The sequence below is a fragment of the Nocardia sp. NPDC127606 genome (assembly GCF_042671725.1).
Lineage (GTDB): Bacteria > Actinomycetota > Actinomycetes > Mycobacteriales > Mycobacteriaceae > Nocardia.
The window spans coordinates 1,243,831-1,267,160 of sequence record NZ_JBHXWQ010000001.1 but is presented as its reverse complement, the minus strand read 5'-3'; the positions used below and the strand labels follow the sequence as shown (position 1 = coordinate 1,267,160).

Annotated in this window: 21 protein-coding genes; 10 read left to right on the top strand and 11 right to left on the bottom strand. The window is 67.1% G+C overall.

Annotated features, from left to right (window positions below; all coding sequences use genetic code 11):
* The first annotated feature begins 46 nt into the window (after positions 1-46).
* Positions 47-1,282 carry an AI-2E family transporter gene (locus tag ACFVJ5_RS06015; protein ID WP_379218761.1) on the top strand — a complete coding sequence of 412 codons (1,236 nt, stop codon included), beginning with the start codon at positions 47-49 and terminating at the stop codon, positions 1,280-1,282.
* Between the two features lie 17 nt (positions 1,283-1,299).
* Here ACFVJ5_RS06015 and ACFVJ5_RS06010 read toward each other — a convergent pair whose 3' ends face one another.
* Positions 1,300-2,553, bottom strand: coding sequence for an MFS transporter (locus tag ACFVJ5_RS06010; RefSeq protein ID WP_379218760.1), 1,254 nt, complete (start codon positions 2,551-2,553; stop codon positions 1,300-1,302).
* Positions 2,554-2,628: 75 nt separating this feature from the next.
* Entirely contained in the window at positions 2,629-3,612 is a 984-nt protein-coding gene (locus ACFVJ5_RS06005) for a helix-turn-helix transcriptional regulator (protein WP_379218759.1), read from the bottom strand.
* Positions 3,613-3,675: 63 nt separating this feature from the next.
* Between ACFVJ5_RS06005 and ACFVJ5_RS06000 the strand changes: the two genes are divergently transcribed.
* On the top strand, positions 3,676-4,818 hold the full coding sequence (locus ACFVJ5_RS06000; protein ID WP_379218758.1) for an epoxide hydrolase family protein: 1,143 nt from the start codon (positions 3,676-3,678) through the stop codon (positions 4,816-4,818).
* A 40-nt stretch (positions 4,819-4,858) separates the two neighbouring features.
* The gene (locus ACFVJ5_RS05995) at positions 4,859-5,266 is read left to right on the top strand and encodes an SRPBCC family protein (protein WP_379218757.1); all 408 of its coding nucleotides are present in this window, start codon (positions 4,859-4,861) and stop codon (positions 5,264-5,266) included.
* 135 nt (positions 5,267-5,401) lie between these two features.
* Here ACFVJ5_RS05995 and ACFVJ5_RS05990 read toward each other — a convergent pair whose 3' ends face one another.
* Positions 5,402-6,847, bottom strand: coding sequence for an MFS transporter (locus tag ACFVJ5_RS05990; RefSeq protein WP_379218756.1), 1,446 nt, complete (start codon positions 6,845-6,847; stop codon positions 5,402-5,404).
* An 84-nt stretch (positions 6,848-6,931) separates the two neighbouring features.
* On the opposite strand from ACFVJ5_RS05990, the gene ACFVJ5_RS05985 reads away from it, so the two are divergent.
* Entirely contained in the window at positions 6,932-7,690 is a 759-nt protein-coding gene (locus tag ACFVJ5_RS05985; protein WP_379218755.1) for a helix-turn-helix domain-containing protein, read from the top strand.
* A 58-nt stretch (positions 7,691-7,748) separates the two neighbouring features.
* Here ACFVJ5_RS05985 and ACFVJ5_RS05980 read toward each other — a convergent pair whose 3' ends face one another.
* From ACFVJ5_RS05980 to ACFVJ5_RS05970, 3 genes are all read right to left on the bottom strand, one after another.
* Complete coding sequence (locus ACFVJ5_RS05980; RefSeq protein ID WP_379218754.1) at positions 7,749-8,081, bottom strand: hypothetical protein; 333 nt, start codon at positions 8,079-8,081, stop codon at positions 7,749-7,751.
* 131 nt (positions 8,082-8,212) lie between these two features.
* Positions 8,213-9,805 (bottom strand): MDR family MFS transporter, encoded by a 1,593-nt coding sequence (locus ACFVJ5_RS05975; RefSeq protein WP_379218753.1) that lies wholly within the window; start codon positions 9,803-9,805, stop codon positions 8,213-8,215.
* A complete protein-coding gene (locus ACFVJ5_RS05970; protein WP_379218752.1) occupies positions 9,802-10,440 on the bottom strand; it encodes a helix-turn-helix domain-containing protein in 639 nt (212 codons plus the stop codon). Before ACFVJ5_RS05970 ends, ACFVJ5_RS05975 begins: the two co-directional genes overlap by 4 nt.
* Before the next feature lie 133 nt (positions 10,441-10,573).
* Between ACFVJ5_RS05970 and ACFVJ5_RS05965 the strand changes: the two genes are divergently transcribed.
* The gene (locus tag ACFVJ5_RS05965) at positions 10,574-11,743 is read left to right on the top strand and encodes an AI-2E family transporter (protein ID WP_379218751.1); all 1,170 of its coding nucleotides are present in this window, start codon (positions 10,574-10,576) and stop codon (positions 11,741-11,743) included.
* Here the strand turns inward: ACFVJ5_RS05965 and ACFVJ5_RS05960 are convergent.
* The gene (locus ACFVJ5_RS05960; protein WP_379218750.1) at positions 11,740-12,378 is read right to left on the bottom strand and encodes a TetR/AcrR family transcriptional regulator; all 639 of its coding nucleotides are present in this window, start codon (positions 12,376-12,378) and stop codon (positions 11,740-11,742) included. The genes ACFVJ5_RS05965 and ACFVJ5_RS05960 overlap by 4 nt on opposite strands.
* A gap of 203 nt (positions 12,379-12,581) precedes the next feature.
* On the opposite strand from ACFVJ5_RS05960, the gene ACFVJ5_RS05955 reads away from it, so the two are divergent.
* From ACFVJ5_RS05955 to ACFVJ5_RS05940, 4 genes are all read left to right on the top strand, one after another.
* Positions 12,582-14,003, top strand: coding sequence for an NAD(P)/FAD-dependent oxidoreductase (locus tag ACFVJ5_RS05955; RefSeq protein ID WP_379218749.1), 1,422 nt, complete (start codon positions 12,582-12,584; stop codon positions 14,001-14,003).
* A complete protein-coding gene (locus ACFVJ5_RS05950) occupies positions 13,996-15,786 on the top strand; it encodes an FAD-dependent oxidoreductase (RefSeq protein ID WP_379218748.1) in 1,791 nt (596 codons plus the stop codon). Before ACFVJ5_RS05955 ends, ACFVJ5_RS05950 begins: the two co-directional genes overlap by 8 nt.
* Before the next feature lie 239 nt (positions 15,787-16,025).
* Positions 16,026-17,438 carry a hypothetical protein gene (locus ACFVJ5_RS05945; protein ID WP_379218747.1) on the top strand — a complete coding sequence of 471 codons (1,413 nt, stop codon included), beginning with the start codon at positions 16,026-16,028 and terminating at the stop codon, positions 17,436-17,438.
* A 5-nt stretch (positions 17,439-17,443) separates the two neighbouring features.
* On the top strand, positions 17,444-18,004 hold the full coding sequence (locus ACFVJ5_RS05940; RefSeq protein WP_379218746.1) for a DUF5134 domain-containing protein: 561 nt from the start codon (positions 17,444-17,446) through the stop codon (positions 18,002-18,004).
* A 68-nt stretch (positions 18,005-18,072) separates the two neighbouring features.
* Here the strand turns inward: ACFVJ5_RS05940 and ACFVJ5_RS05935 are convergent, their stop codons facing one another.
* From ACFVJ5_RS05935 to ACFVJ5_RS05925, 3 genes are all read right to left on the bottom strand, one after another.
* Positions 18,073-20,229: an MMPL family transporter gene (locus tag ACFVJ5_RS05935; RefSeq protein WP_379218745.1), complete on the bottom strand. Its 2,157-nt coding sequence runs from the start codon at positions 20,227-20,229 to the stop codon at positions 18,073-18,075.
* Entirely contained in the window at positions 20,226-20,483 is a 258-nt protein-coding gene (locus ACFVJ5_RS05930; protein WP_379218744.1) for a hypothetical protein, read from the bottom strand. Before ACFVJ5_RS05930 ends, ACFVJ5_RS05935 begins: the two co-directional genes overlap by 4 nt.
* Positions 20,484-20,630: 147 nt before the next feature.
* Positions 20,631-21,083 carry a hypothetical protein gene (locus tag ACFVJ5_RS05925; RefSeq protein WP_379218743.1) on the bottom strand — a complete coding sequence of 151 codons (453 nt, stop codon included), beginning with the start codon at positions 21,081-21,083 and terminating at the stop codon, positions 20,631-20,633.
* A 315-nt stretch (positions 21,084-21,398) separates the two neighbouring features.
* Here ACFVJ5_RS05925 and ACFVJ5_RS05920 point away from each other — a divergent pair, with 315 nt between their 5' ends.
* Positions 21,399-22,154: an oxygenase MpaB family protein gene (locus tag ACFVJ5_RS05920; RefSeq protein ID WP_379218742.1), complete on the top strand. Its 756-nt coding sequence runs from the start codon at positions 21,399-21,401 to the stop codon at positions 22,152-22,154.
* A gap of 63 nt (positions 22,155-22,217) precedes the next feature.
* Here the strand turns inward: ACFVJ5_RS05920 and ACFVJ5_RS05915 are convergent, their stop codons facing one another.
* Positions 22,218-23,132, bottom strand: a complete 915-nt coding sequence (locus ACFVJ5_RS05915; RefSeq protein WP_379218741.1) for a hypothetical protein — start codon at positions 23,130-23,132, stop codon at positions 22,218-22,220.
* Positions 23,133-23,330 lie beyond the last annotated feature (198 nt).

Here is a 23,330-nt window from a genome sequence, read left to right as displayed (position 1 = left end):
CACCGACAAGTTCCGGTGGACGCGGCGAGCGTGCCAGACTAGCGACGTGAGCGGGCCGGTGAAGAAGACCAGTGGGGCACATCCGAACGACAAGCCTTCGCCTGATCGCGGAGACGTGATCGGTGGCGGGATCCTGTGGCTGGCCAAATGGGCGCTGTGCATCGTGGCGATCGCGGCGGGCGCATGGGTACTCGGCACGATCACCGCCCGGCTGTGGGTCGTGATCCTGCCCGTGGCGCTGGCGATCGTGGTGACCACGATCCTGTGGCCACTGACCCGCTGGCTGACCCGGCGCAAGCTGGCACCCGCGCTCGCCGCGTCGATCACGCTGCTGGGGTTCGTCGCACTGCTGGCCGGGGTCGTCGCGCTGATCGTGCCCTCGGTGGCCGATCAAGCACCTCAGCTCGCCGACAAGGCCACCGACGGGGTCAACCAGGTTCGCGGCTGGATCCAGGGACCACCGCTGCGCATCCGTGACGAGCAACTCGATTCCGCGGTCGAGGCGATCATCGGACGACTCCAATCCAGCGGCGCGCAGATCGCCAACGGCGTGTTCACCGGCGTGTCCACCGCGACATCGCTCCTGATCACCGTGTTCTTGGTGTTGGTGCTGGTGTTCTTCTTCCTGAAGGACGGGCCGCGTTTTCTGCCCTGGATGCATCAGGTGTTCGGCAACCGCAGCGGGCGCCACGTCGAAGCCGTCCTGGAACGCGTCTGGGCGACACTGGGTGGCTTCATCCGGACTCAGGCGATCGTCAGCATGGTCGACGCCGTCCTCATCGGCGCGTCGCTGTTCATCCTCGATGTGCCACTGGCGTTGGTGCTGTCGGTGATCACCTTCATCGGCGGATTCATCCCGATGGTCGGCGCGTTCGTCGCTGGCGCGCTCGCCGTCCTCGTTGCGCTGGTCGGCAACGGGCTCACCACAGCGTTGATCGTGCTCGGCATCGTCATCGCCGTGCAGCAGCTCGAAGGCAATGTGCTGCAACCGGTCCTGCAAAGCCGCAGCATGGAGCTCCACGCCGTCATCGTGCTGCTCGCCGTCACCGCGGGCGGCTCGCTCTACGGCATCACCGGGGCCTTCCTCGCCGTGCCCGTCGTGGCGATGATCGCGGTGATCATTCGCTATATCGGCGAGCAGATCGACATCGCCACCGGAGCACAACCCGACGGCGACGAGCCCGACGGCGACGAGCCCGACGGCGACGGGTCCGATACCGGCGAGGCCGCGGTGGCCGCGCCGACATCCGACTCCGGAGCAGCGCCCGAACCGAGCACCTAGCGCCGCGCGCATCCGGCTCAGCGACCGCGCGAAACCTCCGCACGATCTCGGTCGTCCTCGCCGACCCCGAACGAACCCGAACCGATGCGCGACCGATCGGCCAGGGCGATCACACCCGCCGCGGCCGTCGCCGCCGCGGCGGCAGCGACCAGACCCGGCCAGCCGAACCAGCCGATCGCCGCGGCCCCGAACGCGGTGCCCAAACTTCCCCCGACAAAGTAGACCGACATATAGGCGCTGTTGAAGCGGGCAGGCGCGGCGGAATCGATGGCCAGCACCGCACTCTGATTGGCGACCTGCGCGGCGAACAGTCCGGCATCGAAAAGGCCGAGACAGATCAGAGTCACCACGGTGTTGGCCAGCGCGACGGACAAGACGACGACCGAGCTGAGAGCGAGCGCGAGACCGACCAGGATCACCTTCCGGTGGCCGACCCGATCGGTCCAGCTGCCGGCGATCCTGGTGGCGAAGACGCCCGCCAGCCCAGCGCAGGCATACAGGCCGATCCGTTCGGGGGAATACGAGTACGGCGGCTGCGACAGCGCCACCGCGAGCCCAGCCCACACCGCACAGAACGCGAAGAACCACAGCGCGCCTCGCGTCGCCGCCCAGCGCAGCGCGGCGACGCGGGCGAAGAGTTCCGGCATTCCCCGCACCGTATCCAGATATCCGGCACCTGCCCGCCCACGCGCCGCGGGCAACACGACATACGACACCGCCCCCACCACGACACAGGGCACCACGAACACCAACAGCATTGCGCGCCAACCGATCATCTCGGTGAGCCACCCACCGACGATGCGCCCCGCGAGGATTCCGGCCGAAATGCCCGCGGTGACGATCCCCAGGACAGTGGCCTGCCGACGAGGCGCCGCGAATCGCCCTGCCACCGAGCTCAACTGAGCACCGACAGCCGATCCCGTGCCGACAACACCGATGACGATCCCCAGGGCCCATGGCGAAGGGGCCACCGCCCCGGCGACCGACGCCAGCGCCAGCGCCGCGAACTGCGCCGCCACCACGGTGCGGGGCGCGACTCGGTCCACCAGCGGCACCAGCAACACCAGCCCCGCCAGATAGCCGATCGGGCCGCACGCCAACGCGGTGCCGATCGCCGTCACGGAGGTCTCCAGCGATCCGGCGACCTCGGCGACGGCCGGTTGCAGCAGGTAGACACTGGCAGTCGCCAGCGCGGCGGCCAGCGCCATGAACCACACGACCGGCGTCCGCAACACCGTGGTCGAAATCTCTGGAATCCGTTCGCTTTCCATGGGACCGACGATAGGAATCGCACCGCTTCGGATCCGGCGGAAAACGGACGACACCGTCGGTCCGGTGCTGGGCGCTCAGTCTGGTGCGCGGCGAGGTGCGTCGTCGCGCGGTGCGATGGCCGCGGTGACTCGGTCAGCCAGCGCGCGCAGGTGTTCGATGAGTTCGGGTGGTTCGTGTACGTGGAACCCGAAGCCGAAAAGCCCCGTGTAGACCGCTATTTCGTCGAGCGAGTTCGAGCCGGTGTGCAGCAGGCAGTGCCCTTCGTCGATCGCCTCGATGACCCCGACAGTCGGCGGGATGCGATCCGCCGCCACGGCCGCCGACACCTCCAGCGTGATGCGGGCCTGATAACGGTAGGCGGAGGTGCTGACACCGCGGGACACCCAACCGGCCAGATCGACTTCGGGCGCCTCGCGTGGGGTGAACCGTGGCCCGGTGGGAACGCGCGGGTGGAGGCGGTCGACACGGTAGGTCCGCCAATCCTGCTTCTCGACGTCCCAGCCGACCAGGTACCAGCGCCGCCCCGTATGCACGAGGCGATGAGGTTCGGCTGTTCGCCGGATCTCGGTGCCGTCGTGGGTGCGGTAGTCGAACCGGAGCTGTTCGTGGTCGCGGATCGCGGCGGCGATCGCGGTCAGTACCTCGGGGTCGACCGTCGCGGTTCCGGCGGGCACGGTGACGGTCGCGGCCTGCAACGCCGAGACCCGGTGTCGCAGCCGTGACGGCAGGATCTGCTCCAGTTTCGCCAGCGCCCGTAGCGAACTCTCCTCGATACCGGTGACCGATCCGCCCGCGGCCGTGCGCAGTCCGAGGACGACGGCGACCGCCTCGTCGTCGTTCAACAGCAGCGGTGGCAGCTTGGCGCCCGCGCCCAACCGGTATCCGGCGGTGCCGGCGACCGCGTGCACCGGGTAGCCGAGGGTGCGCAGCTTGTCGATGTCGCGACGCACTGTGCGAGCGTCGACCTCGAGGCGTTCGGCCAGGTCGGCCCCCGTCCACACCCGGGGCGTCTGTAGCAGCGACAGGAGTTCGAGGAGGCGAGCCGAAGTTTCCAACACAGTTCGCATTCTCCCCCGCTGCTAGGGCAGAAGCTGTCCTAGCAGCCTCGTAGCGTGGTTCTCATGAGCGAAGCAATCACTCCTTTCCGCATCGACGTCCCGCAGTCCCAGCTCGACGATCTCCATCGACGCCTGGACGACACCCGCTGGCCGGACGGTGTGAGCGGAGTCGGCTGGGCGCAAGGTATTCCGCTCGACTACACCCAGGAACTGGTGCGGTACTGGCGTACCACCTACGACTGGCGGGCGCAGGAGGCGCGACTCAACGCATACCCGCAGTTCCGCACCGAGATCGATGGTCACGCGGTGCATTTCCTCCATGTCCGGTCGGCCGAACCCGGTGCGATGCCGTTGATCCTCACCCACGGGTGGCCCGGGTCGATCGTGGAGTTCCTCGACGTGATCGGGCCGCTGACCGATCCGGTCGCACACGACGGCCGGGCCGAGGACGCGTTCGACGTCGTCGTGCCGACGATTCCCGGCTTCGGGTTGTCCGGTCCCGCGATCGGCTGGTCGACCGGCCGGGCCGCGCGAGCCTGGGCCGAGCTGATGCGCCGACTCGGCTACGAGCGCTACGCCGCGCACGGCGAAGACACCGGTGCGGCCATCTCGCGCGAACTGGCGGTGATCGATCCCGACCACCTCGTGGCGCTGCACGTGACCATGATCGCCTCGGCCACTGTCACTCCCGAGACGGCCGATCTCGACAATCCCGCCGAGAAGCGGGCCCTCCAGCTGGCTCAGCGGGCCCAGTACGAACTCGGCGCGTACGCGATGTTGCAGGCCACCCGCCCGCAGACGCTGTCCTACGCACTCGCCGATTCCCCGGTGGGTCAACTGGCTTGGATCGTCGAGCGCTTCAAGGACTGGACCGATTCGACCGATGTGCCCGAGGACGCCGTCGACCGTGACACGATGCTCACCAACGTCATGATCTATTGGCTCAACGGCACCGCCGGTTCCTCGGCGCGCTACTACTACGAAGGCGCCGCGACGTGGGGCCAGCCCGAGCCCGCGACCGAGGTACCGGTCGCGGTGGCGGTGTTGCCGAACGACCTCGGCGTCCCGGTCCGTCGCATCGCCGAACGCAACCACAACATCGTGCGCTGGACCGAATTCGATCGCGGCGGCCACTTCGCGGCCATGGAGGAACCCGACCTCATCACCGACGACCTGCGCGCCACCTTCCGCGACTACCGGCGATAGCGCCCCTCATACACATCCACGACAGAAAGCGACACAGAGTATGGCCTCCGTGCACAAGGAGATCCTCATCGACGCCGACCCCGCGCAGGTGTGGGCGGTCATCAGCGACTTCGCCGACGGTCCCGCCCGGATGGCGCCGGGCTTCGTCACCGACAGCCGGCTCGTCGAGCCCGGGGTCAGGACCGCCACCTTCGCCGACGGAACAGTCGTCCGCGAGCGCCTCATCGCCCTCGACGAGCAATCACGCCGAATCGCCTATTCCGTCATCGGCGACACCATGCAACCCACCCACGACAACGCGTCGATGCAGGTCTTCCCGCACGGTGACGGCCACAGCCGATTCGTCTGGATCCACGACGTGCAACCCGACGACCTCGCCGTCCCGATGGGCGCAGCAATGGACCACGGCCTGAGCATCTTCAAGCAGACGATGGAGACCCGCCGCTGACACCCCCGACGCCGGACTCGACGTGAACCACGTCGATGCGCTCCCGCTCGATCGCCTCCTGGAAATCAGATTCGGTGACGGGCGGGCGCTGCCCCGGAGTCGCCCTCGCCCTGGGTACCGGCCTCGGTCCATTCATCAGCGCTCCGTTCGATCTGGTTCGTAGGGCGATCGAGTGGAGCGAGTACGCAGCATCGTCGCGATCAGCACCGCAGCGAGCCCGACGAGGGCGGCGGCGATGGTGAGGGCGTAGGAGAACGCTTGGGTCGCGGCCTGCCGCGCGTCGATCGAGTCACCGCGTCGCGAGGCAAGCGTCACCAGGATCGCCAAACCCAGTGCACCGCCGAGTTGTTGGACCGAGCTGAAAACAGCGGAGCCGATTCCGGCATCGTCCTCGGTGGTGCCGGTGAGCGCGGTGACCGCCAAAGCGGGCAGGCTCATCCCGCAGCCGATGCTGGTGACGAGCAGGGCGGGCAGCACCCCCGAGGCGTAGCTGTCCAGGCCGTCTATGCCCGACATCAGCACCAGGCCCGCCGCGCTGACAAGAAGTCCGGTCACCAGCGCAGCACGCTCGCCGAGCCGGTTCACCGCCCGCGACGACAACCACATCCCGATCAGGATCCCCGCCCCGAAAGGCAGATACGCCAGACCCGCGGTGAAAGGTCCGTAGCCGAGGACGGTCTGGAGGTGCAGCATCAACAAGAAGGCCATCGCGTAGAAGGCGGCGGAGAACAACAGGGTCGCCCCGCCGGCCACCGCGCGTGGCCGACAAGCCAGAAACGACAACGGAACCAGCGGTTCATCGGTGCGCCGCTCCACGACCACGAACGCCACCGCCAGCAGAACGGCGCCGATCATCGCCATCGTGGAACCGACTTCGCCCCAACCGGTTTCGGACACCCGCAGCAGGCCGTAGACCAGCAGCACCGGTGCGCCGGTGATGAGGGCCGCTCCCGCGACATCGACCCGCGTGCGCCGTCCACTCCGGCTCTCCGCGACCCATCGTGGCAGCAGCACCGAGGCCACGACGACGACCGGAACATTGATCAGGAAAACCCATCGCCACGAAGCGAACCCGGTCAGCGCCCCCGAGATCACCAGCCCCGACGTGGCGCCGACCGCGGCTGTCGCACCCCAGATGCCGATCGCCTTGGCGCGTTCGCCCGCACCCGGATAGAGCAGAGTGAGCAGCGCGAGCGCGGCCGGGCTCGCCATCGCTGCACCTGTGCCCTGGATGAATCGCCCCGCCACCAACTGCCATGGTTCCTGCGCGAGCCCGCACAACACGCTCGCGACACCGAAAAGGGCTACCCCACCGAGGAATACCCGGCGCCGACCGAGGAGATCGGCCACTCGCCCGAACAGCAACAGGAAGCCGCCGAAGGCGAGGATGTAGCCGTTGACCACCCACGCGAGGCCCGCGGTGGTGAATCCGAGGTCGTCACGCACGGTGGGCAGCGCGACACTGACCACGTTGTCGTCCAGGTTCAGCATGAACTGGACCAGGCAGAGCACGATCAGCACCGCGCGGCGGCGAGCCAGGTCTGCGTCCGAGCCGGATTCCGCCGTGGAGATCGAAGTCATGCATCGACGGTAGGCAGCGAACACCGATGGCTGCTAGACGTCACCAGGCCAACTGATAGCGCGTTGAGGACATATACTGAGGGCATGCCCGCACCCGCCTTCGAACCCGCTCCCCCGGGCGTGGGCGCGATCGTGGTCGGTAGCTTCCCGCTGGCGGCCGGACAGTGGACTCACGAGCACTACCACCCTCAGCACCAGCTGGCTTGGACGCGCAGCGGCGTGCTCGGTGTCGCTGTGGGCCAAGCGCATTGGATCGTGCCACCGACCCGCGCGTTATGGCTGCCCGCGGGGGTCGCGCACAAGACCGGTGCGAGCCGCGACGCCGTGCTGTGCAGCCTCTATTTCGAACCGGACCGCTGCGACGTGAACTGGTCCGAACCCACCGCGGTCCGTGTCGACGGCTTGCTGGCTCACTTGATCGCGCACCTCGCCCAGAGCACGCTGTCCGATGATCAGCGGCTACGCGCCGAGGCGGTCGTCCTCGACCTGTTGCAGCCCCTGCCCGCGACGCCGATCGACGTGCCACACCCCGTCGACGAACGAGTACGCGCGGTCACCGACGCCCTGCTGGACAACCCGGCCGACCCGCGCAGCCTGGAAGCCCACGCCCGGACCATCGGCGTGAGCCGCCGCACGCTCACCCGATTGTTCGTGCAGGACACCGGGATGAGCTTCGACCGCTGGCGTACCCATGCGAGAATCCAGGCCTCGCTGCCACTGCTCGCCGACGGCCAGCCCGTCTTCCGCGTCGCGCACACCGTCGGGTATGCCACGGCTAGTGCGTTTCTCGCGGCCTTCCGCCGAACGGTCGGCACATCGCCGCGACGATACTTGGACGGCTGAACCGAACAGCCGGAACCCGCACGACCAACAGGTGGTCGACAGCCCCGGCCGCACCTTGTCAGTGAGCTCCGGCAGACCTGTTCGCCTGACGCCGGACGCTGAGCTGCGACATCCAGGCGACGCTGTCGATCGTCGCGACCCGCACCTCGGTCGCGATCGCTTTCATGTGCCCCTCGTCGAAGAGCTCGACCGAGGCGCTGCTGATCGTCCCGGTCTCGTCGACGCCGGCACTCCAACTGCCCGCCAGCCGTTTGTTCATCTCCGCCACCGCGTGGCGGCGCACCCGATCCCAGCTCAGGTCCGGATGCACCTCGTTGACAGTCCCGGTGCACAGCCAGTCGTCGAGCGTCATTCCGAACAGTTCCGACCACTGCTCGGTATAGATAGTCACTAACTCGCTCCTTCTGATCGGCGCTGCGGGCGTCGCACGGTGTCCGACAGGAATGATAGGGCCGCGCTACCGAAATCGTCAGCGGGCCTTATACATTCGCCGCCGCAGTGCCGGATCGACGGGCGGCCCGCTCAGCTCTCCTCGACGAGGTCCGGCTCCGTCTCGGCCATCACCGCTTCACCGCGCGCGACCATTCCCGCTTCGTCGGACAGTGTCAGATGCGGGATGAACAGCGCGAGCGCGAACGCCAGCACCGCACCCGGGATCAGGTACCAGAACCCGGGGACCAGCGCGTCGACGTAGGCGCTGACGATCGCGTCGTGCAGGTTGTCCGGCAGGTTCTTGACCACCGAGGGGATCAGTGCGCTCGGGTCGACTTTCGCCGCCGCCGCTTCCTGCCAGTTCGCCTGGAACGCGCCGGTGAGGTTCTCGGTCAGCCTGCCGGTGAAGATGGAACCGAAGATCGCGATGCCCAGCGCGCCACCCATTTCACGGAAGTAGTTGTTGGCGCTGGTCGCCGTGCCGATCTGATCGGGTGCCACCGCGTTCTGCACCACGAGCACGATGATCTGCATGATCAGGCCGAGGCCGGCGCCCATCACGAACAGCATGGCCGAGACCAGCCACATCGAGGTGTTGGCGTCCAGGCGGGTCAGCCACAGCATGTCGATCCCGATCAGCGCGGCGCCGATCGGCGGATATACCCGGTAGCGACCGGTTTTGGTGATCGCGTTCATCGAGGTGATCAGCGTGAGCATCATGCCGATCATCATCGGGATCAGCAGCAGGCCCGACACCGACGCGGAGGTACCGCTGGCCATCTGCAGGTAGGTCGGGATGAAGCCGATCGCCGCGAACATCACCAGACCGACGAGGAATCCGATCAGCGAGGTGAGCACGAAGGTGCGATTGCGGAACAGCCACAGCGGCAGCATCGGTTCCTCGGCCCGCGACTCGACGAACACGAAGGCCGCGACCACGAGGACGAGGGCGGCGATCATCGACACCATCACCGTCGAGCCCCAGGCGTACTGCTTGCCGCCCCAGTCGGTGATCAGGATCAGCAGGGTGGTCGCGGTCGACATGAGCACGATGCCGAGGTAGTCGGGCCGGAACTTGGGCCGATGGCTGGGGATGTTCAGGTAGCGGAAGGCGATGAACAGAGCGGCGATGCCGATCGGCACATTGATCCAGAAGCACCACCGCCAGTCGAGGTGGTCGGCGAACAGTCCGCCGAGCAGCGGTCCGGCGACCGAGGTGATACCGAAGACAGCACCCATCGGAGCCATGTACTTGCCGCGGTCCTTGGCAGGCACCACATCGGCGATGATGGCCTGGGCCAGGATCATCAGACCGCCGCCACCCACGCCCTGCAGACCGCGGAAGGCGATGAACTCCCAGAACCCGGTCGACGCGGCGGCGCCGATCGACGCGGCGGTGAAGACGGTGATCGCGAACAGGAACAGCCACCGCCTGCCGAACATGTCGCCGAGTTTTCCGTAGATCGGCATCACGATGGTGGTGGCGAGCAGGTACGAGGTGGCGGTCCAGGCCATGTGGGAGACGCCGCCGAGTTCGCCGACGATGGTCGGCATCGCGGTGCCGACGATCATCTGATCGAGGCTGGCCAGGAACATGCCCGCGATCAGAGCGGAGAAGATCAGCCAGATCCGCTTCTGCGTCAGGACGATCGGGGTGGGCGGCGAGTCGGCCGTCGTGGTCATCGGAGCATCTCCCTTGTGCTGTCGTCCGGCCGGAACAGCCGGGCGGCCATGGCGCAGTGCTCGTGCAGCGCTGCCGCCAGCGACCCGTTCGGATCCGCGGCCAGCGACATCGCCGCCCGCGTGGTGATGGTTGTCATGATTCCCGCGGTGAGCGAGGCGAAGGCGGGGTCGACGTCGGCCCCGCACCTGGCCGCGAGGAGTTCGGCGATGGCGGCTTCCATCCGGGCGCCGGAGGCGATGAAGGCGGCGAGCACTCTCGGCTCGGCCATGACCAGTTTGGTGACCAGCGAGATACCCTCGCGCACTTCGCTTTCCGGCTGGAAGCCCGCGGCGTGCAGCCAGGTGAGGTCTTCGATGAGCACACCGGTCGGACCGCCTTCGACGAATTCGCGTCTGGCTTCGGGCGTACCTATCTCACCGATCGGGCCGACCACCGCGTCCAGCTTGGTCTCGTAATAGTTGAAGAAGGTGCGCGGGGAGACGCCCACCGCCTTCGCGATGTCGTCGACGTTCGTCGCGTCCAGCCCGCGCTCGACCGCCAATCGCCGTGCGGCGAGGCACAAATCGAGCAGGGTCCGTTGCTTCTTCTGTTCGCGCAGACCGACCGAGGCCTGCTTGACCGGCTCCTGAGTCACGCCCACAAATTAGCACAAACTGCAATATTTCAGAAACTGCAACTATTGTCCCGAGTGGCGGGCCGACTCCTCGGGCAGGTCAACGCCGCGTTGATGCCGGGAAAAGGGCCGATCCGGGGCGACACTGAGAGTCGTGGACATCACCCCCGAGGACAACGTTCCGCAGGCGCCCGCGCGTACCAGAATGCCGACGTGGCTACCTCGGGCGATGGTGCTGGCACTGGTGTTCTTCGGGCTCTTCCTGCTCGCGGACTGGGCATTCCACCGGCTGACCGGCATCCTGATCATCTTGTTCGTCGCGTTCTTCATCTCGCTGGCGATGGAGCCCCCCGTCGCACTGCTGGTGCGACGGGGGGTGCCGCGCGGTCTCGCCACCGGCCTGGTGTTCATCGCCACCTTCCTCTGCGTGCTGGCCTTTCTCGCCGCCTTGGTGACCTTGCTCGTGGAGACCGCGACCAACCTGGCCCATGAGACGCCACGACTGCTCGACGAGGGCGTCGACTGGGTCAATCACACCTTCGGACAGCACTTCACGATGCACGACCTGAGTCAACGGCTGCTGCGCGAATCCGACCTGCTCGAGAGCTACGCGCACACCGCCGCCGACAATGCCTGGGGCGTGTCGACCACCGTGCTGGGCGGCTTGGCCCAGGTCCTGACCATCGCGCTGTTCAGCGTCTACCTCACCGCGGGCGGCCCGAAGGTGCGTCGCACGGTGTGCTCACTACTGCCGCCCGCACGCCAGCAGACCTTCCTGCACGCCTGGGATCTCGCCATCGACAAGACCGGCGGCTACCTGTTCTCGCGGTTGTTGCTGGCGATCGTCTCCGCGGTCGTGCACGGGGTATTCCTGTCGATCCTGCACCTGCCCAACCCCATCGCCCTCGGTGTCTGGTTCGGCGTGATCTCCGCGTTCATCCCGACCATCGGCACCTACATCGCCGCGATCGTTCCGGTTTTCGTCGCGCTGACGGTCGATCCGATGGACGCGGTGTGGATCATCGTGTTCGCGATCGTCTACCAGTGGTTCCAGGACTATCTGCTGCAACCTCGCATCACCGCGCGCACCGTCGACGTCAACGCCGCGATCGCCCTGCTGTCGGTGCTCGCCGGTGGCGCGCTGCTCGGCGCGGTCGGTGCGCTGTTGGCCATCCCGGCCACCGCGACAGTGCAGGCGTTCCTGTCCGAGTACGTGAAACACTATGCGGTGACCGAGGATCCGCGCATCGATCAGACGACACCGCGCCGCAAACGCTCCGCCCCCGCAGCCGAGAAGGCCGTCTCGCAGAAGGACAGCGACTAAGGCGCGTCACCATAGATGACGAGCCAGATCGCGCGACCGAGTGATTCGGCCAATTCCTCCTCGCCGATACCGGTTTCGGCGGCGAAGGCGACGGAGATCGTGCGTTCGACCATCGAGGTGAGAATCAAGGCGGTGGCTCGGGGATCGAGCTGCGGGCCGACGCGACCGGCTACCTGTTCGGCCGCCAGCCGGGCACGCACCAGTTCGGCGAAGGTCGCCACTCTGGAACGCCAGTAGGCACCGACTTCCCGGTCGTAGGAGCCCACTTCGGTCAGGGCCAGCAGCAGATAGCGATGGTCGCGGAAACCGCCGATCATCGCGCGCATGGCCAGAACGACTCCGGCTTGCTGATCGGTGTGCTCGGCACTCCACCACGTCTCGGCCGCGGCGAACAGATCGGTGGTGGCCAACTCGGCCATCCGGATCAGCAGCCTGCTCTTGTCCGGAAAGTAGCGATAGAAGGTAGATCTCGCCGACCCGGACGCCGCGGCGATCTTCTGCACGGCGATCTCGGTGAAGGGCGTGCCGTCGGCCAGCAGGTCTTCGACCGCGGTCAGTACGCGACGTTCGAATTCTGCCCGCCGGTCGTCAGCGGGTTTGCGCGCCGATCGCGGGACACGGGTCAGTGAGGGCATCGGATCTCCGTCGCCGATGCCGCAACGGGTGCGCTGGCATTGCCCATGCGACCCATTGTGCCCGTAGACCCGCGGGCCGCCGGGGTGGCGGGGCACGGGCCGCGGCAATCCCCCTGTCCCGGTTGGCTGTTGACACCTGAACGCAGACCGCCTCATCATCAATCGGACACACTGTCCGAGACTCAGTGACCGAGGTGGTTCTCATGGTCGATTCCCCCGTCGCTGCGGTCGAAAGGACCGACGTCGTCGTGGTCGGAGCGCGCTGCGCGGGATCGGCTACCGCGGCGACACTCGCGAGGGCGGGACGCGCCGTGGTCGTGCTCGACGCCGCCGCCTTGCCGTCGGACACCCTGTCCACTCACCTGCTCTGGCCGGCCGGGCTGGCAGAACTCCAGCGCCTCGACGCGTTGGCCGCCGTCGAAGCACTCGGTGCGCCACGACTGACCAGGGCCTACGCACAGGCCGCCGGCCACGGTGTCGGTTCCGGCTTTCCCTCGGTCGACGGCATCGACTACGCGATGTGCGTGCGCCGTACCGGACTCGACGACGTGCTGGTGCGCACCGCGGTGAACGCGGGCGCGCAGGTGCGGCCGCGCTGCCGGGTCACCTCGGTGGTGTGGGACGGAAACCGTTGCGCCGGTGTGCGATACCGAGACGCCGCGGGCCAGACCAGGGAGATCCGCGGCGCGCTCGTTGTCGGCGCGGACGGCCGGCGCAGCACCGTCGCCCGCGCGGTGGGCGCCGAGCGACCGTTACTGACCGTGCCGAGCGGGCGCGACTGCTACTTCGCGTATTGGCGCGACGCCGCCGACGCCCCCCGCCACATCGCCGCCCAGTGGCGTGCCGGCGCCGACCTCGGCACCGCCTTCCCGTGCGACGACGGCCTGGTGCTCAGCCTGGTGCAGCCGCCCACGGTCAGCGACCTCGGACGCGGTCCCGGTTCGGCGGAACGCCGCTACACCGAGGCCATCGCCCGAATTCCGGACCTGACCAGCCGACTGCGCGGCTGTGAGCGCGTGGGCCGGATCCGTTCCGCCACCGGCATTTCCTCCTACTTCCGGCGTTCCGCGGGCCCGGGCTGGGCACTACCCGGCGACTCCGGGCATTTCAAGGATCCCGTCACCGCGCAAGGCATCCGCGACGCCCTGCACTACGGACGCACCCTCGCCGAGTCCGTCGACGAGGTTCTCGACGACCCGCAGGCACTCGACGCGGCCTTGTCGGAATGGGAGCGCCGCCGCGTCGTCGAGTGCCGCGAGATCTTCCACTGGACGAACCGGCTGGCACGAGGCGAAACGTTGCGGCCCTTGGAGATCGAGCTCTACCGCACCGCTGCCGACGACCCGGAACTGGCGCAGATCACCGCGGGCATCTTCTCCCGCACCCACCGGCCTGCCGAGCTGTACACCCCGTCGCGCGCACTGGGCCTCGCAGTCCGCGCCTCGGTCCATCAGTGGACACACCTGCCTGCCGTCCTCGCCGACATGGCACGCGAGATCCGCGACTCGGCCGGCGAATGGCGAACCACGCGAACAACCCTGCGCGGCAACGCATCCGATGCCACCCCACCGCCGAAACCGCCTTTCACCCTCACCACCGCAGGTCCAGGAGAACACCATGCCTGATCAGCCGACACCGTTGTCAGCACCGATCACCCGCCGCACCGCGCTGCGCGCCGGGCTCATCGCCGGGACCGCACTAGCCGTGACTCCCCCGGCCTTCGCGGCAGCGACGACCGCCCGGCGTTCGCCACTATTGCGCTCCGGAGGTAAATCGGTGGCGATATTCGGTGGCGGCATGGCCGGACTCAGCGCCGCGCACGAGCTGGCCGAACGCGGCTACGACATCACCGTCTACGAGCCCGCGTTCCTCGGCGGAAAGGCCCGCAGCATGGGGGTGCCGGGGACCGCGTCACCCGGTCGTCAGCACCTGGCGGGTGAACACGGATTTCGCTTCTTCCCCGGCTGCTATCAGCATGTTCCCGACACGATGAGCCGAATCCCGTTCCCCGGCAACCCGAACGGCGTGCTCGACAACCTGGTGCGGGTCGAGGGCACGGTCGCCGGATTCCAGGACCTGCCGCCGATCTTCGCCCCCGTCGAGCTCGGTGGACTGAGTCAGTTGACGCCGGAACTGGTGCACAACAGTATCGTCGGCGCGCTCGGCTTCATCCCCGACCTACCGCCACACGAGCTGGCGTTCTTCGCCAAACAGATGCTCGTGTGGTTCACCTCCAGCACCGAACGACGTTTCGGCCAGTGGGAATGCGTGACCTGGGAACAGATCATGCAGGCCGAAGGAAAGTCGCCCGCCTACCGCAAGTACCTGGTGAACGCGCTCACCCGGATCACCGTCGCCGCGAAGCCACAGACCAGCTCGGCACGAACCATCGGCACGATCGGCGAGGCGCTGGTCCTCGCCGCATCCGGCACGGTTCCGCAATTCGCCGGCGGCGTCGATCGAATCCTCAACCGCCCGACCAACATCGCCTGGATCGATCCGTGGGTCGACTACCTGCGCACCCTCGGCGTCCGCTTCGTCATGGGTCAGGGCCTTTCCGCGTTGCGGATGGCCGGCGGTCGCATCGCCGCCGCGACGATCAGTGGAACAGGCGGGACCACGACCGTGACAGCCGACCACTATCTGTGTGCCATGCCGGTCGATCGCGCCGTCGACCTCCTCGACGACGCGATCATCGACGCCGATCCACGCCTGGGCGGGATGCGAAACCTGGTCACCGACTGGATGGTCGGCATCCAGTACTACCTGCGCCGCCCCACCGACATCCCCGAGGGACACATCGCCGCGCTCGGCTCCCCCTGGGCCCTGACCGCCCTGCGCCAAGCCCCCATGTGGGTGGGCGACTTCCCTGCCACCTACGGCGACGGCTCGGTGCTGGAATGTCTGTCGGTCGATATCTCCGACTGGGACACGCCCGGAATCCACTTCGGCCGCACCGCCAAGGATTGCACCGCGGCCGAAATCGCCACCGAGACCTGGGCGCAGCTCAAAGCCTGGCTCAACACCGGCACCGACTGGTTACGCGACGAAGACATCCACTCCTGGCATCTGGACCCCGGCATCACCTGGTCCGGAACCACCATCCACAACGAAACCCCGCTGCTGGTCAACACCGTCGGCTCCTACGACGATCGCCCCGACGCGCACTGCGCGATTCCCAACCTCTACTTCGGCGGTGATCACGTTCGCCACCACATCGACCTGGCCACCATGGAGGGTGCCAACGAATCCGGTCGCGCGGCGGCCAACGCCATCCTCGACGCCGCCGACGATCCGAGTCCCCGCGCCCAGATCTTCCCGCTGGTCTCCCTCCCCGCGTTCGCCGCTGCCAAAGCCGTCGACGCGGATCGCTTCCGCGCCGGTCTCCCTCACCTACTCGACGGCTGACCTTGACCATCCACGATTTCTGGTGCACGCTGACACCACATCATTGTGGTGTCAGCGTGCACCACAATGATCAAGGCCCGCACAGAATCGGATGAGGTAACGATGCCCTGCTGTCTGTTGGCGAGCTACCTCGTCGCGGGATTCCAGCGCCTGCGCCGTCGCCCGGCCACGGAGACCGAAACCGCGAGTTTCGCTCCCCCTGCGCGACGCCGAGGACCAGCTCGACGAACGGAGGCGGCGTGACGAGCGACGCGATCACGATGCCCGAGGTGACCGAATCCAGTCCGGAGGACCTCGCGTTCCAGCGCTTCGTTCTGGATCTGGCCCTGCAACCGCTCGACCGCTTCGACGGGTTCGACCGGATCGAGCAGATCGCGGCCAGCGCGCTGCGCTATCAGCTCAACTTCATCGGCTACGGACTCGCGATGGCCCAGTACACGCGCACCCCGGCCTTCACCGGCTATCTCGCCGAAGCCCAGCGCAATGCCATCGTGAAGATGTGCGACAAGCGCGTGTGGTCCTATTGGGCGACGGAGAGCCTGTTGGGATACGCCCGGCTCAACACCGACCCGATCCGCCACGCCAATGTCATGTACACCGGCTATTTCGGGGTGATGCTCGGCCTCTACGAAACACTCAACGCCGACAACACGTTCGACCAGCCCGGGTCACTGCGGCTGCGGTGGAGCAAGTCCCGAGTGCACGACTACGACTTCGAGCGGCTCACCCGCGCGATTCGTACGAACATGCTGGTGCGTAAGGACTGTCCGCAATACCCCTGCGAGCCCCACCTCATTTATCCGATCTGCAATGCGTTCGCGTTCAACACACTGGTGATGCACGACCGGCTGCACGGCACCGAACTCACCGGCGACCTGGTCGACCGGATCCGGCACAGCTACCTCCACGACGGATGGCGCACGCGCAGCGGACGGTTCATCCCGGGCAGACTCGGTCCGAAACTCACCATCAGCGCACCGGTACTCGCCTACGACGCGGGCATGGTGGCCTGGCTCAACGCGACCATGCCCGATCTGGCCCGCGATACCTGGAACACCATCCGGCAGCGCTTCATTCGGTTCGACGGCACCGAAGTGCAGCTGCGCGGTTCGGCTCGATCCCGCGTGGACCTCGGCAACTACAACGTGGTCAACGGCGACGGAATGACGAGGGTGTTCGTCGCGACCGCCGCTGCCGAGATGGGCGAGGCCGACCTCGCGGACGCACTGAATCAGTCTCTGGCAGAACATAATCGGCTCGTCGACCGAGCGGGCGCCCAGCGCTACGCCGGCGCGTCGACGGTCACCAACGCCCATCACGTCCTGGCTCGCTTCGCCCGCCCGGACGGGCTGCGCGATCTCATCCGAGGCAAGATCCCGCAGCAGTGGCGGACCGGTCCGATCCTCAGCGATGCCGCCTACCCGGATGTGCTGGTCGCCAAGGCGGTCACCGACGGCACCGCCCTCGATCTGGTGCTGCGACCGGGCGACGGCCCGCGGCGCGTTCGGCTGGGACTGCAACGGCTGATTCCCGAACGCTCCTATCAGCTCACCGGCGCCATCGAGGCCGCGGTGATCGCGGATGCCGATGGTACCGCTGTGATCGAAGTGGACCTCGGCGGACGCCACGTCGTGCGCGTCAGCCCCGTCTGAGCGCGGTGAACCACGCTCTACCCGGACCGGTGGGCTGGATCGCGATCGGCCTGTGTTCGACCGCCGCGCTCGTCGCGGCGGTCGACGCCCGTTCCGGCACGCCGACGAACAGTCGATACGGCGGTCGGGCAACCGAACTCGCCCATGTCGTCATGCTCGTCGCGATGGCGGTGATGTGGACGCCGACGGGTGGTGACCTGCCCGCCACGGTCTGGCGTGCCGTCTTCTCGGTGCCGGCGATCGCGATGTCGGTCTGGGTCGTGGTCGCGTTCGGTCGCCGCACCGACGACGTCGGCGCCGCGATCTACCACTGTGTGGCCGCGTTTGCGATGCTCTACGCGACCCTCGGGCAGCAGCACCACCATGTCCACGCGGGAGCGGAGAACCCATTGCCGGTCCCGCTGCTCGGCTGGGCATTCGTGGCGATCTTCATCCTCGACGCCATCGTCACGCTCGGCGCACTGACGTGGCAGATCGCCCATCGGCGACCGGCGCGGGCATTGTTCCCGCACTTGGTGATGGACGCCGCGACGGCCGTGATGATCTGGCAGGCGCTGAGCGCCTGACCCTCGTCGATACCGGTCGTCCCAGGTAGCACAGGAGCAGGGGGCCGGCGCTACCTGGGCGATCGACACTATTCGCGCAGCCGAACCTTCTCGAGGATCGGCCGCGCCCCGCGCGGTACCCACCAGTTCCAGGTGCCCGCCAGGCGCATGAAGGCGGGGACCAGAATCATGCGGATCAACGTGGCGTCCACCAGCACAGCCAGCGACAATCCGACGCCGAGCATGCGCATGATCGCGACCCCGCTCGTCGCGATCGCCGCGAAGATCACGATCATCATCGCCGCCGCCGCGGTCACCACCTGCCCGGAACGGGCGAGCCCGACCGCGACTGCCCGATCGTTGTCGGCCCTGGTGTGCCCGGAGCTCTCCCATTCCTCGGTGAAGCGCGCGAGCAGGAAGATCTCGTAGTCCATCGACAGCCCGAACGCCACACAGAACAGCAGGACCGGGACCGTGGCGACGGTGAAACCGGTGATCTCGGTGCCGAATCCACCGAGGTGTCCCGACTGGAACACCCAGACCAACGCACCGAAGGTCGCCGTGAGCGAGAGGACGTTGAGCGCCAGCGCCTTCAACGGCAGCAGGAGGCTGCCCGTCAGCAACATCAGCAGGATGAACGTGGTGACAGCGATCCAGGCCAGGGCTTTCGGGAAGGCGGCTGCGATACCCGCCGCCGTGTCGCGCTTCTGCTGAGCCAAACCGCCGAACACCGCGTCGCCGGGTGACGCGACCGCGTCGAGCTCGTCGAGTTGCCGCGCGGCGGCAGGTGAGTACGGATCGAGTGAGGTGGCGATCGTCAGATGGGTACTGTCGGCGCGCGCAGCGCCGGGATCGCCGGGACCCACCGGTTGGCCGCCCGCATAGGTCCCCGACGGCGCAAGCACCACATCCACATCGCGCACCCGAGACAGTGCGGCCGCGTACTCGGCCGTCGCAGCGTCGGCACCTTCGCGGTGGACGATGATCTGGACGGTGCCGGTGGCATTGGCGTCGAACTGCTCTCGGATCGTGTCACCGACCTGGCGTGCCTGCGCGGCGGCAGGCAGGACTCGATCGTCGGGCAAACCGACCTGGAGTCCCAGGACAGGCGCCCCCGCGATCAGCAGAATTCCCAGCACCGGCAGCGCGATCAGAACGGGGTGCTTCTGCACCGCCACCGCCAGTCGGTACAGGAACATCGACTCGACCGCAGCCGCCTCTCGCAACGGCTTTCGGGTGATCCGCTCACCGAGGAGTGTGAGCAGGGCGGGCACACACGTCAGCGCCAGCACGACCGACAGCGCGACCACGGCCACACCCGCGTACCCGATGGAACGCAGAAAGTTCATCGGGAAGAACGACATTCCGATCAACGCGATCGCCACCGTCACACCGGAGAACAGCACGGCCCGCCCACCGCGGCGCATGGCCAGTGATATGGCGGTGTGCTGGTCGTGACCACGAGCGATCTCCTCGCGGAACCGCCCGATGATCAGTAGTGAGTAGTCGATCGCCAGCGCCAGCCCGAGGGCGGTGGTGATGTTGAGCGCGAAGACCGACAGGTCGAAGACGAAGGTCAGCGCGAACAGCACCGCGGTGGTCGCGACGATGGCCAGCACTCCCACCGCGATCGGAATCGCCGCGGCGACGACACTGCGCAGGAACCAGATCAGCAGCAGAAATGTCAGCGGGATCGCGATCGATTCCGCCAACGCGAGGTCGTGCTCGGCGCGTTCGTTGATCTCCTGGAACGCCATCGCCTGTCCGCCCGCGGTCACGGTGATCTCGCCCGTGGACCCGGTATGTCGGGTGGCCAGGTCGGCCGCGGTCTTCTGCGCCTGGTTGTCGTCGCCGGCCAGACCCGCCACGATCAGTCCGACGCGTCCGTCCCGGTCGGTCAACCGGGCGTGGCTGTTCGGGTCGGTCCACGGCGAATCGACCGACAACACCCGGTCGTCGACGCGCAGGTCGTCCACGATGTCGTTCGCGCGATCGGCCCCGGCGCCGGTGAGTACATCACCGGGTGCTTCGACGGTGAAGATCAGCTGCATTCCGGCGATGTCGAATTCGCGGGCCAGTGCTTGCTCAGCCTGTGAGGACTCCGCGTCGGGGTCGAGAAACCCGCCCACCGACAAGCGGTCGGTGACCTGCGCACCGAGCAGACCGAACAGCACGAACGCGATACCCGCCACGGCGAGAACCAGTTTCGGCGCGCGGATCGCGATCGTGGCGAACCGTTCGATCATCGCAGGACCGCGCGATCGCCCGGGGCCCACGCGACCGGCGCCACGCTGTGCCCGTAGCCGAGGTCGACCGGTTCGCGCACCTGCCGGCCGAGGATCTCGCACATCTCGGCCACTCCGACCCCCTTCGCCTCGCCGCGCGTGGAGCGCGGACGGAGTTCGTTCCAGATCGCGTCGTCGGTGAACGCGTCGGCCAGCACACGCGCGCACTGTCCCCGCTGCCCGCGCTCGACGTTCGACGGCATTGTCGGTTGCATATTTGATTTCCCCTTCTCGGCGGGCACGGTGATCATTTGTGCGCGCCCTATAGAGGGCGTCGACCTTCGCGCCCTCGGCTGCCCCACCGAGCGCGGCGAGATACAGCGCCTGGTCGCCGGGCGGCAGCACCTGGCAGGTAGAGCACCTCACCGACCACTCCCGCCGCCGGCAGCAGCGCGTGGCGGGCGTCGTCGATCACCGCGTCGTCGTCGGCGACCGGTGCACTGAACACGACGTAGGGCCTGGGCTTCGAGCAGATGATCCTGTGCGGCAAGACCTTCCATCAGGTCACCGGGCGGCAGGGCCGACGCGCCGCGGACGTGGACGACCGGCCACGGCAGTTCGAGCCCGCGCAACGCGGCGTCGGCGCAGTCGAACGCTTCGGTGAGCACCGCGTCGAGATCGTAGTCCTGGCCCGGCGCGAACGAACTCGCGGAGCGCCGGGCCGGAATGAACCGCACGAGATTTCCGGAAATCGGCGGCACCGCGTCGAAGAACACGGGCCGTCGTGGTGCCGGTAGCCGCATCCGATCCGCCATCGCCTCGAACTCGCACGGGAGGTGAGCCCCCTCGAGAACCTGCACGATGTTAATCACCATTCTTCCGACGGTCGATCTACAGCGGAGACCCCCAACGGGATTGCGCTCGGTTGACCGCATCACTGACAGCACATACTGATCGCCACATGTTGCGTGCCACAACAGTTTTCACCGTAAACCGGAAGGATCATTCTTCACCTCTGCATGAAAGTTGATCAACCGTTGACAGACGTTCGAGATAATGAGAGCCTTCGAGAATCATTCTCTCAGACGCGCTCTGGTAGCCGCCGGTCTTCGAACGGGGTCAACGATGACCACACCACTTCCCGCATCCGCCGAACCGCACTGCCCGATGCGCGATTGAGGAAGTCATCGGTGCACCGCCAACGAGGAACCTCACTGCTTCACCGGTATGTCGGCGATCGACGATTCCTGCTCGCCTTGCCGCGTGCGGTGGGGCTGCAGATTCTGCACCCGGCCATCGCGACGGCGCTCGACGAGCACATGGCGATGCGGCTGTGGTACCACAAGGCGCGGACCGTCTCGCAGACGATCGACATGGCCTACGACGACCGGGACCAGCGGCACCGCATGGTCAACATCCATGGGCACATCAGTGGAATCGACGACCGCGGCACCCGCTTTCACGCGCTGAATCCGGACTTGTTCCACTTTCAGCACGCGACCTACGTGGAGACACTGGTCGTCGCGATCAATACCTTCATCTCGCCGATGTCCGATCGCGACCACGAACGCCTGTACGCGGAGTGCTGCGAATGGTATCTGCGGTTCGGGGTGTCCGCGCGGGCCATGCCACCGGACTGGGCGGGTTTCGGCGACTATTTCGAGCGGACCTGCGCGCAGCAGCTGCGCCTCACCCCAGCCGGTCGCACGCTCGCACCCGAGGTCTTGCGTCCGACCAGCTGGGTCCCGCGGCTCCTGCCGTCCGTAGCCGTGCGCGAGTTGCTTCACGGTCGCACCAGGGAACTACTCGGCGTGCAAGCGCGACCAGGAGATCGGGCCGCGTTCCGCTCCTACGCCACCGGCCTCCGGATGGCGGCGACGATCGCGCCGGCAGGGATTCGTTACGTTCCTTCGGCGCGCGCGCAGAGGTCGCTGCGGTCCGCGTAGAAGCATGGGCCACTCCGGGTCCGGGCCGACAGAGACCTTCGCCCCCGCCTGCCCGGTCCAGCGCTACAACAGCGGTGTCGACTCGGACGGACCCTGGCGATACCTGGTCACTGTCAACGCCTGCGGCTGCGCGTTGTATTCGGGGATGGGCAGCGGGAACCAGAAACTGCCGTCCAACCACACCTGACCCGCCAGCGGCGCGGGGTTCCCGAGCACATCGATGGCCTTGCCCGACGGCGGATTCCGGAAGGTGCCGACGTTCTCGCCGTCGATGAAGAAGTCGACGTACTCGTCGCCCACCGTGACCGCGTAGGCGTGATCGCGCGACATGATGCTCTCATCGAGCAGCTTGATCTGGGGGACCAAGGTGCCCGCTCGTTTGACCATCAGGAAGAAGCCGTGGGGCATATCGGCACCGAGCAGGTTCGCCGCCGGACTCAACGCGTCGGCCGTGGCGCCCAACGCGCCATGGGAACCGTTGTACATGAACCAGGCGATCTCCAGATCGAGCAGCGCTCGTGGGTCGATCAGCCGGTTCGACACACCCCAACCGGTCGTCCCGTTGTGGTCGACCATGTCGGGAGCACCCTTGATGTTCATCGTCATGGTCTGACCTGAGGTGAAAGTGGGCCGGGAGACCAACTCCGCGTTGTTATAGGGGAAGAGACTGTCGGTGGTGCGCGGTACGCCGAACGTCACCCCCGCCGGACCGAACCCGAGGCTCGAGTAGCCGACATCGGTGGTGCACCACTCCTGCGCCGGAGCCGTCGCGAAGTTCTCGTCCATCGTGCGATTCGGGAGCTGGTAGTCGGATCCGATCCAGCCTGCCGGCGCACGCGGACTCAGAGCGCCACAGTTGGTCATCCCGTCATCGACCACACCGGGCAGCTGAATATTCGGGTCAGCGACACCGACACCTGCCGAGGCCACCACGGCCGCGAACCCGACCCAGGCCGCAACGGCTTTCCTGATCACCATTTCGATTCCTCTTCCTCTTCGCCAGCGAGAGAATGATCGGTAACATAAAGCAGTGAAACACGGCCACCACCTCTCCGGATCTTCGCGAAGGCAGAGAAATAGCCGATGAACATGGTGTTTACGCCTCAACCCGAAGATCTGAGCCATCCACCGAAATGACAGAGTGATATACAAAACATCTCACTCTGTCTAAGGTGG